Below are 8,269 nucleotides of genomic sequence, written 5' to 3' on the forward strand. Positions count from 1 at the left end.
AAAAGTGATAGAGCCATCGATTTCTGATTTGTGGCTTCCTATAATAATTCTACATGAGCCACCGGAAAATGAAATACCTTATGTTACCGTCTACAGGATCCCGATAGGCTAGGAGGAACTTCTTCCTGACTGAATGCGAGAGCCTACCTGCTCTGATTATCTCGAGCGGGTCAAGCTTACTATCATAAGCTAGGACGTGAACCAGGAAGGGGGCATGGTCGAAGCCTGGTCCCACCTTGTACACAGCAAAAGTAGAGCCGAACTTTAGCCCGGACTTCACGACGTACCCCTTGCCTCGAAGATCCTTGTAGACAGCATAGGCATCATCAAAGTTTTCATAGGACTTCCTTGCGAGGTCCTTGAACCTCTCAATAGATATGACTTCGTGTTTCTCGTCGTATAACTCTAGGACCCCATTCTCGAGCAGGTACAGCGCGTCAAACGGGGAGAGCTCTAGCTCTTTTTTAACATCCGGCGTTTTGGGCTTTGGGACAGTAAAAAAACGGCCGTAGAACCCCTCCCGGAAATAAAGAGTGTTTGCCCTTTCACGGTCAAGTACGATGATCCGACCACCAACCAGGAAAGCTTTTATCCTTTCACCCATCCTTTCCTCCCGCAACCAATTCGCCACAAAGAATATTTATCAAGGCATATAAATTAAAACTAATTGTGCCCAAGGTTAACACAAAGCTTGTATCCTGGGATGAGATAGTCAACTGGACCTACAGTTTGTCGAAGAAGATTGAGGAAAGCGGCTGGCGCCCGGATATAGTTGTTTCGATTGCTCGCGGGGGGTACATCCCAGCCAGACTGGTATGCGATTTCCTCGACATAAATGATCTTGTAAGCATACAGGTCCTCCACTGGGGTAAGGCCGCGGAAATCACTGCCACCGCGCACGTGAGGTATGGCTTTCAGGCCGACCTCAAAGGTAAAAAGGTTCTCATAGTCGACGATATCTGCGACACGGGAGACTCGATTATCGTGGCAAAAGAGTATATTGAGAAGAATTATTCGCCTGGAGAGATAAAAGTTGCTGTGATGCAGTGGATAAGCAGCGTTGCAAAGATAAAGCCAGACTTCTACGTTGACGAGGTCAAGGAATGGGTCTGGTACCAGTACCCGTGGACCCGTGCCGAGGACACGACAAACTTCATAGAGAAAATTTTAGTCGAGTACTCCAAGAGCGGGAGGAACGAGTTGACGCTTAAGGAACTCATAGAGACATTCCGGGAGTGGTATGGGATAGACGTGGGGGATCGCTATTATAAACTGGCAATAGACAAGTTGGCACGACAGGGTAAAATCCGTATAGTGGGAGAAGAAAAAATCATCGTACAGCAGCGTTAGATCATGCGACAATTCAGGATACACATTTCCAAGGGTGTTTTTCTGGAAGGAGACACAACAAACATACTAATCGACCCGCTAGTCCTACCCAGTAAGAGGCCAGACCTCGTACTAGTCTCGCATGCTCACAGCGACCACTACACGCCCGGAGTTCTCAGGCGGATATCCTCCACCGGTGTCAGAATACTCATGAGCACGGCTAGCAGGATGATCATAGACCCTAAAAAACGGTTGAAAAACGTGGTTGAAATTAATCCAGGAGAGAAAATTGAGTCCGAGAAGTTCACGGTTGAGGCCTTTGATGCTGGACACATAATCGGTAGTCTCCAGTTTCGGATAGAGCTAGCTGATGTGACATTCGTGTATACGGGAGACTTCAATTTAGAGAAGAGAATTATCCTCGAACCCGCCAAGCCGTTGAGCTCGGATGTACTCTTGATCGATGCTACATATGGACTCCCCGTCTACGTCTTTCCTAAACGCCAGGAAATATATTCTCAGCTGCTCTCTTTAGTAAGAGAAAAGGGTAGCGATAGAGAAATAGCTTTAAAGGCTAGAAAACTGGGGGTGGCCCAAGAAGTAACAGCCTTGCTCAGCATGGCCACAGATCTTCCTGTTCTCGTGGAGCCTGAAATAGCAGTCTACAATGAAATATATGAGAAGTTTGGGGAAATTCTAGGGAGATATGCTATCAATAATAACCCGTCCCGTGGCGCCCCCTTCGTTGCTCGTCTTTCTCGAAAGTTCCCAAGAGGGATTCAGAGCATCCCCTTAACGGGTTGGGCTATGAAGAGCGGAATCCCATTGAGCAGTCATGGAGATTTCAAGCAGATCATCGATTACGTTCGTCGAAGCAGCCCGGACATTGTTATACCTGTATGTGGCTTCAGAGAAGAGTTGTCTTCCTATCTATTAGGAGAACACGGTTTTTCCACAGCGAATGGAGAGGAAATTATACTAAACTTGTAAATCTTCCAACGGTAAAATTTTATTAATTTAGGTGATTCGTTTCTATTAATGAGCAAAGAAATACCTAGGGTCAAGATAGGAATAATCGGGGGCTCCGGGCTCTATTCTCCAGACTTCCTAGAAGACGTCCAGGAAATAAAGGTCTACACCCCTTACGGTCCGCCTTCATCGGATATAATGATCGGACACATAAGAGGGGTAAAAGTAGCATTTCTACCACGGCACGGTAAGAAGCATTCTATACCGCCACACAAAATAAACTATCGTGCAAACATTTGGGCGCTGAGAGAACTAGGTGTTGAGAGGCTAATTTCTGTATCGGCGGTAGGAAGCCTACGAGAGGAATATAAGCCCGGCGACTTCGTCTGCACTGATCAGTTCATCGATATGACTAAAAATCGAGTTTACACATTCTATGATGGGCCGGTAGTCGCCCATGTATCCATGGCTGACCCGTTCTGTCCCGAGCTTCGCAGATTCTGTCTAGACGCTGCGCGAGAATTAAATATCAAGGTACATGAGAAGGGAACCTATGTGTGCATCGAAGGGCCGAGGTTCTCTACTAGGGCTGAGTCGAAGCTATGGAGACAGTTCGGAGCAGACATAGTAGGTATGACGCTAGTGCCTGAGGTGAACCTGGCCAGGGAAGCCCGCATGTGTTTCCTGAACATAGCCATGGTGACGGACTACGATGTCTGGGCGGAGAAACCCGTTACAGCAATGGAAGTCGCAAGGGTAATGTCTGAGAACACGGAAAAAGTTCGCAGACTCCTAGTTGCACTGGTACCGAGAATACCCGAGAAGCGTGGATGCCAGTGCGCACACTACCTTGATGAAGCTCTTCTCTAAGCCTTGTATTCCTCCGTATTCATTCGTTCTTTTCTATTCATAGTCCAATCATGGTTGGCGGGATCCTCCAGAGCGGTGGTGGTCCCGGGATCAAGTCCCGACCCCCGCACTAGCCCATCTCTATAATATTGGAGAGAGATCCTAGTATGTCTTCTCCGCTTCCTATTCCTCGAGGAGGCCGTCGAGCATGCTCCTGTGCTCCTCTAGCTCCTCGAGTATTGCATCGATGCTGTCGAGTGCCTTCCTGTGGTCTGGGAGGATGTCAGCATACACCCTGAGAGCTTCGATGCATGTGCAGGAACTGCGGCCTAGAGATCGACGCTGACATAAACACATGCTTGAACATCGCCCACAAAGCAGGATACAGCCCGCCCACACCCGGCAAGACCGAAGCCTTCCTGCCAACACACCAGGGAGCCACACCACTCAACGAGAAGAAAGACAAGATACGACAACCAGGAGCAAAAACAATGACCCCTAGAAGGGTAACCGGGAGCACGCCTCAGTGACGCAGGGCAGGAGGGGTGGCTAATCTTAGGCTAGCGACAATAAACTAGTTAAAGCCGTGCCTGTTTGAATTAACACGAGGAAACAAAATGCCTGAAAAATATAAGGTTAAAGACATCTCACTCGCTGACCGAGGCAAACTGGCAGTCGAGTGGGCAGAGCAGAACATGCCGGTGCTTCGACTAATCCGCGAAAGATTCCAAAAAGAGAAACCCTTGAAAGGCGTGAGGATAGCTGCATGTATGCATGTAACGAAGGAGACCGCTGTACTAATGCTCACCTTGCGAGACGGCGGAGCCGAGATCGCTCTAGCGGCTTCAAACCCACTATCGACTCAGGACCATGTCGCAGCATACCTGGCTAAGGAGGGAATACATGTCTACGCCTGGAGGGGGATGAGCGAGAAAGACTACTTCGCCGCGATCGCGTCTGCAGCCTCGATGGGACCAGACGTTACGATGGATGATGGAGCAGACTTAACAGTCATGTTGCACAAGGTAGCGTTAGGTGAAGCGCGTGGGATAGACTACGAGATAGGGTCTAAGGTTCTCTCCTCTTCCATCGTGGAAAAGATAAGAGGGGGGACTGAGGAGACCACCACAGGTGTCATCAGACTTAAAGCTCTCCAAAAGGAGGGGAAGCTCCTTTACCCTGTTTTTGCAGTAAACGACTCCTTGACCAAGTTCATGTTTGATAATAGGTTTGGCACAGGGCAGTCGTCTATTGACGGAATATTGAGAGCTACTAACATTCTTCTCGCGGGTAAAAACGTCGTAGTTGCTGGTTACGGGTGGGTTGGAAGGGGGATAGCCTGGAGGGCAAGAGGGATGGGTGCACGCGTGACTGTTGTAGAGGTCGATCCTGTCCGGGCCCTCGAAGCATACTATGAGGGCTTCTACGTCACTGACATGTCCTCTGCTGCCGAGACCGGCGACGTGTTCATAACAGCGACTGGTAATACCGACGTTATCCGTGCGGAACATTTGCTAAAGATGAGGGATGGGGCTATACTTGCAAATGCTGGGCATTTTAACGTCGAAATATCTGTTCGCGATCTCGAAAGGATAGCCGTAGGCTCAAGAGATATAAACGAGAATGTCCGGGAATACAGGCTCCCTAACGGGAGGAAAGTTTATCTTATAGGTGAGGGAAGGCTTGTAAACCTTGCCGCAGCTGAGGGGCACCCAAGTGAAGTGATGGACTTGTCGTTCGCGAACCAGGCGCTCGCTGTTGAGACAATAGTGAAAAAGTGGGAAAAGCTGGACAAAAAGGTGTATAAGCTCCCGCGCAGCATAGACAACCGCGTAGCTCTGCTAAAGCTCAAGGCGTTAGGTGTCCGCCTAGAGAGGCTTACGGAGGAGCAGAAGAAGTACCTAGAGAGCTGGAGTGGCTAGTCTACAACCTCGCCTACGAGATGTAAGGGTGAAGCATCTACTATTCTCGCTTTTACAAAGGCACCTAGTTCGAGGTCATAGTCTTTGAATACCACCGGTTTGTATTCTGGTGTTCGCCCGGTAAAATCGCCTCTCATTGAAACTGAGTTTATTAGAACCTCTTTTGTCATTCCAAGGTATTTCCTGTTAATCTCATAGGCTATTCTGAACGAGAGTTCTGTAGCGATTTTGCTTCTAAGCTTCTTGAGGGGCTCTGGGGGTCCTTTCATAAGATAGCCTTTCGTGAAGGGCCTCAAAGTGTATCTCGCTATGTGAACCTTATCGAACATCAGCTCGCCTAGCAGCCTGAGAGTGTTGTTGAAAGCATTTTCGTCCTCGCCGGGGAAGCCTACTATTATGTCGGTAGCTATGCTTGAGGATAAGCCCTGGGACCGGATCCGACCTACTAGATCCCTGTACTCGGAAACCGTGTACTTTCGGTTCATCAGCTTTAAGACGTTGTCGTCTCCTGATTGTACAGGTATGTGGAAGTATTTATAGAGCCTCTCATCTCTCGCAAGGGTTAGAAGTCCATCTATCTGCGACCTGAGGAGCATGGGTTCCATCATTCCTATTCTTATTCTGTATTCTCCTTTCACTGTTTGGAGAATCTCCTCGATCAGGGCCGTGAGGTTTGTTCCAAGGTCGTAGCCGTAAGTGGCGAGATCTTGACCGACGAGGTATACCTCCTTTGCCCCTTTTTTCACTGCATTTTCTACAGCCTTGACAATGCTGTCCAAGGGGTAACTCTTTACTCCTAAGCCACGGGTAACCCACTCGATGCAAAAGGAGCACGCTCCGAGACAACCTGACTGGACTGGGAGGATATATGTCACGCCTCCTTCAAACTCCGGCAGAACGTTTCTCATGCGAGGATAGCTGCGTAGAAGAAGCAACTGTTTTTCGGATTCGACAACCTCTACTATTCTCTCAAGGGAGTCGGGCTCCACTAGGCTGGCTTCGGGAGCAATCTCAAGGATAGACTTGGGTCGAACGTTTGTGAGGCAGCCCGTCACGACTAGTCGGAAGCCGGTCTTTTTCCTCAGGGCTTCGAGCCTCGTTAGTTCCCTAAAGATCTTCGTCTCAGTGTCCCCTCTCACAGCGCATGTGTTGACAATCACGGTGTCAGCTTTTTCTGGTGTGTCTACAACCTCGTGTCCTCTTTCTCTTAAGAGAGTCTTCATTATGTCGCTTTCTCCCTTGTTCAGCCAGCAGCCAAACGTCTCGATGAAAACCTTCACTTAATATTCCCTTGAACCTACAAGAAGTAGAAATTAAAAAACTAGTGGCTCTGGAAAAAGAATTATAACTGCGATGATTAAGCAAGAGGGGATTAAATGGACCGCAAAACTCTGAGCCAGATACTAGCAATCCTATTATGGATGCCCCTATTTCTAGCACCGTTGCTGACGGCTCAGCCCTCAATTCCGGCCAAGGCCACTGTTAGTGCGCGCATCGAGTATGGTTATGGACTAGTATTTTATCATATAGAGCTTCCCGAGCCCACGACCTCACTTTCTTTTAATGTCTCAGGCTATACTGGGAAACTTGTACTAGCTGTAGCTCAGACGGAGAGGCAGAGGAATGTGTTAGCCGTCGTGGATAAGAGTCAGGTGAAGTTTGCATTTAGTGATCCCGCCAGGCAGGTCAACATTACTTTTGTCTTTGACATAGTAACGAGTAATCTCACCACGATCGAGATAAGGTTCCCGATCCCTCTAAGCCCGTTCGGCTACGCTACAAACGTTAGTGGCACTGCATCGTTTTCCACGGGGATAAATGTCAACAGCACCTTTGGAAAAGTAATGGGTTCACAGGTAAGCTATAATGCAACCTTACCCCCTGCTTCCTATGACGTAATACGTGGCTCTACATCCTCTGGTCAAGTCCCAGTCGGGAAAATAGCCAGGATAAACCGAACAATAATCTTGGAGGCAGACAAAATAGTTTACGAGGACACAGTTGAGATACTTCAACTGTCAAACTATCCAATAACGTCCCTAGCGATAGCTCTTCCAGTAAGTTATGTCTTTGATGGAGCCGAGGGGCTTCTGGGCCCCTATCCCAGGAACTATTGGCACAGCTACAACGCTTCAAATTCTACTCTGATATTAATCACACTCATGTCATCCGTTCAGCTTGTGGGACAGAGAACCGTCCTGACACTAAGGTATCATACGAACCGTAGCAACATGATCAACGCATACATGGGGCTTGGCTTTGTCGTAACGGACTACAGTGTTAAGCTGTGTATAAGAGGGTCGCTGACAGTCCCGCAGGAATTTACCACAGGTGAGACAGTAACTGGAAGCCTTCAATGCTACGTCTTAAAGCCTGTAGGACCCCTCTTCCAGGCTGACCTCTATCCGAGAGTACCTGTTTCGAACATTGTTTTTAAGCCTTCAACAGGTCTGAGCTTGGCCGAGACGGTAATAATTCTACTTGTTTTAATCCTCTTATTAGCTACAGGTGTATTCGCAGTTGCGAGAATTAGACGTAACAAGGTCGAGAAGGCAAAGGAAAAGGTATTAACCGCTACAACTGTTCCGAGAGAGGTTTCAGAAGCAATATATAAAATACTCCTACGCCGCGAAGAACTTCTGATCACAGCCATCGAGAACCTGAACAGCCTACGTGCCAGAAAAGCCGGAACCACGAAGATCGTATCCGTGATCCGGGAATACGAGAAAAGAGACACCGCGCTCGAGACAGAGGTCTCGAAGCTTTTAGGGCAGCTAGGCGATGCTGGGCGTGAAATAACCAATGAGATGGTGAGAATAAAGGAGGGAATACATCAGAGGATGAACGAGATTGAAAAAATAGAGCGAAACTACCGCGTGGGTAGACTTGATAAAAAGGAATACAATGTGAGAATTGAATCATTGGAAACCGAGCTGCGAAATCTTGCGCAAAAGTTCCGTGAACTTGCGGAGAAAAACATTTAAAAATTTATTTAGGCAGATCCTCTACTTCACAGGTAAGCTATAATGCAACCTTACCCCCTGCTTCCTATGACGTAATACGTGGCTCTACATCCTCTGGTCAAGTCCCAGTCGGGAAAATAGCCAGGATAAACCGAACAATAATCTTGCGGGATCACTAATATGTCTTCTCTGTCTCCTATTCCTCGAGGAGTCCTTCGATCCTGCTTTGATGTTCTT

At 48.1% G+C, this 8,269-nt stretch carries 8 protein-coding genes; 6 read left to right on the forward strand and 2 right to left on the reverse strand.

Going from position 1 to position 8,269, the window contains the following annotated elements; all coding sequences use genetic code 11:
• Nucleotides 1-49: 49 nt before the first annotated feature.
• Nucleotides 50-631: a tRNA-intron lyase gene (endA, locus tag ACP5KC_RS07410; protein WP_236944856.1), complete on the reverse strand. Its 582-nt coding sequence runs from the start codon at nucleotides 629-631 to the stop codon at nucleotides 50-52.
• Between the two features lie 38 nt (nucleotides 632-669).
• On the opposite strand from endA, the gene ACP5KC_RS07415 reads away from it, so the two are divergent.
• From ACP5KC_RS07415 to ahcY, 5 genes are all read left to right on the forward strand, one after another.
• A complete protein-coding gene (locus ACP5KC_RS07415) occupies nucleotides 670-1,350 on the forward strand; it encodes a phosphoribosyltransferase (RefSeq protein ID WP_052884488.1) in 681 nt (226 codons plus the stop codon).
• Between the two features lie 3 nt (nucleotides 1,351-1,353).
• Nucleotides 1,354-2,319: an MBL fold metallo-hydrolase gene (locus tag ACP5KC_RS07420; RefSeq protein WP_428287124.1), complete on the forward strand. Its 966-nt coding sequence runs from the start codon at nucleotides 1,354-1,356 to the stop codon at nucleotides 2,317-2,319.
• 48 nt (nucleotides 2,320-2,367) lie between these two features.
• Nucleotides 2,368-3,168 carry an S-methyl-5'-thioadenosine phosphorylase gene (locus ACP5KC_RS07425; protein WP_052884490.1) on the forward strand — a complete coding sequence of 267 codons (801 nt, stop codon included), beginning with the start codon at nucleotides 2,368-2,370 and terminating at the stop codon, nucleotides 3,166-3,168.
• A 290-nt stretch (nucleotides 3,169-3,458) separates the two neighbouring features.
• On the forward strand, nucleotides 3,459-3,677 hold the full coding sequence (locus tag ACP5KC_RS07430) for a hypothetical protein (protein WP_428287125.1): 219 nt from the start codon (nucleotides 3,459-3,461) through the stop codon (nucleotides 3,675-3,677).
• Nucleotides 3,678-3,764: 87 nt separating this feature from the next.
• Nucleotides 3,765-5,069 (forward strand): adenosylhomocysteinase, encoded by a 1,305-nt coding sequence (gene ahcY / locus ACP5KC_RS07435; protein WP_052884492.1) that lies wholly within the window; start codon nucleotides 3,765-3,767, stop codon nucleotides 5,067-5,069.
• On the opposite strand, the gene ACP5KC_RS07440 is transcribed toward ahcY, so the two are convergent.
• Entirely contained in the window at nucleotides 5,066-6,349 is a 1,284-nt protein-coding gene (locus ACP5KC_RS07440) for a tRNA (N(6)-L-threonylcarbamoyladenosine(37)-C(2))-methylthiotransferase (protein ID WP_052884493.1), read from the reverse strand. The genes ahcY and ACP5KC_RS07440 overlap by 4 nt on opposite strands.
• 96 nt (nucleotides 6,350-6,445) lie before the next feature.
• Here ACP5KC_RS07440 and ACP5KC_RS07445 point away from each other — a divergent pair, with 96 nt between their 5' ends.
• A complete protein-coding gene (locus ACP5KC_RS07445; RefSeq protein ID WP_428287126.1) occupies nucleotides 6,446-8,053 on the forward strand; it encodes a hypothetical protein in 1,608 nt (535 codons plus the stop codon).
• Nucleotides 8,054-8,269 lie beyond the last annotated feature (216 nt).

The organism is Infirmifilum sp., from assembly GCF_049970975.1.
Taxonomy (GTDB): Archaea; Thermoproteota; Thermoprotei; order Thermofilales; family Thermofilaceae; genus Thermofilum; species Thermofilum uzonense.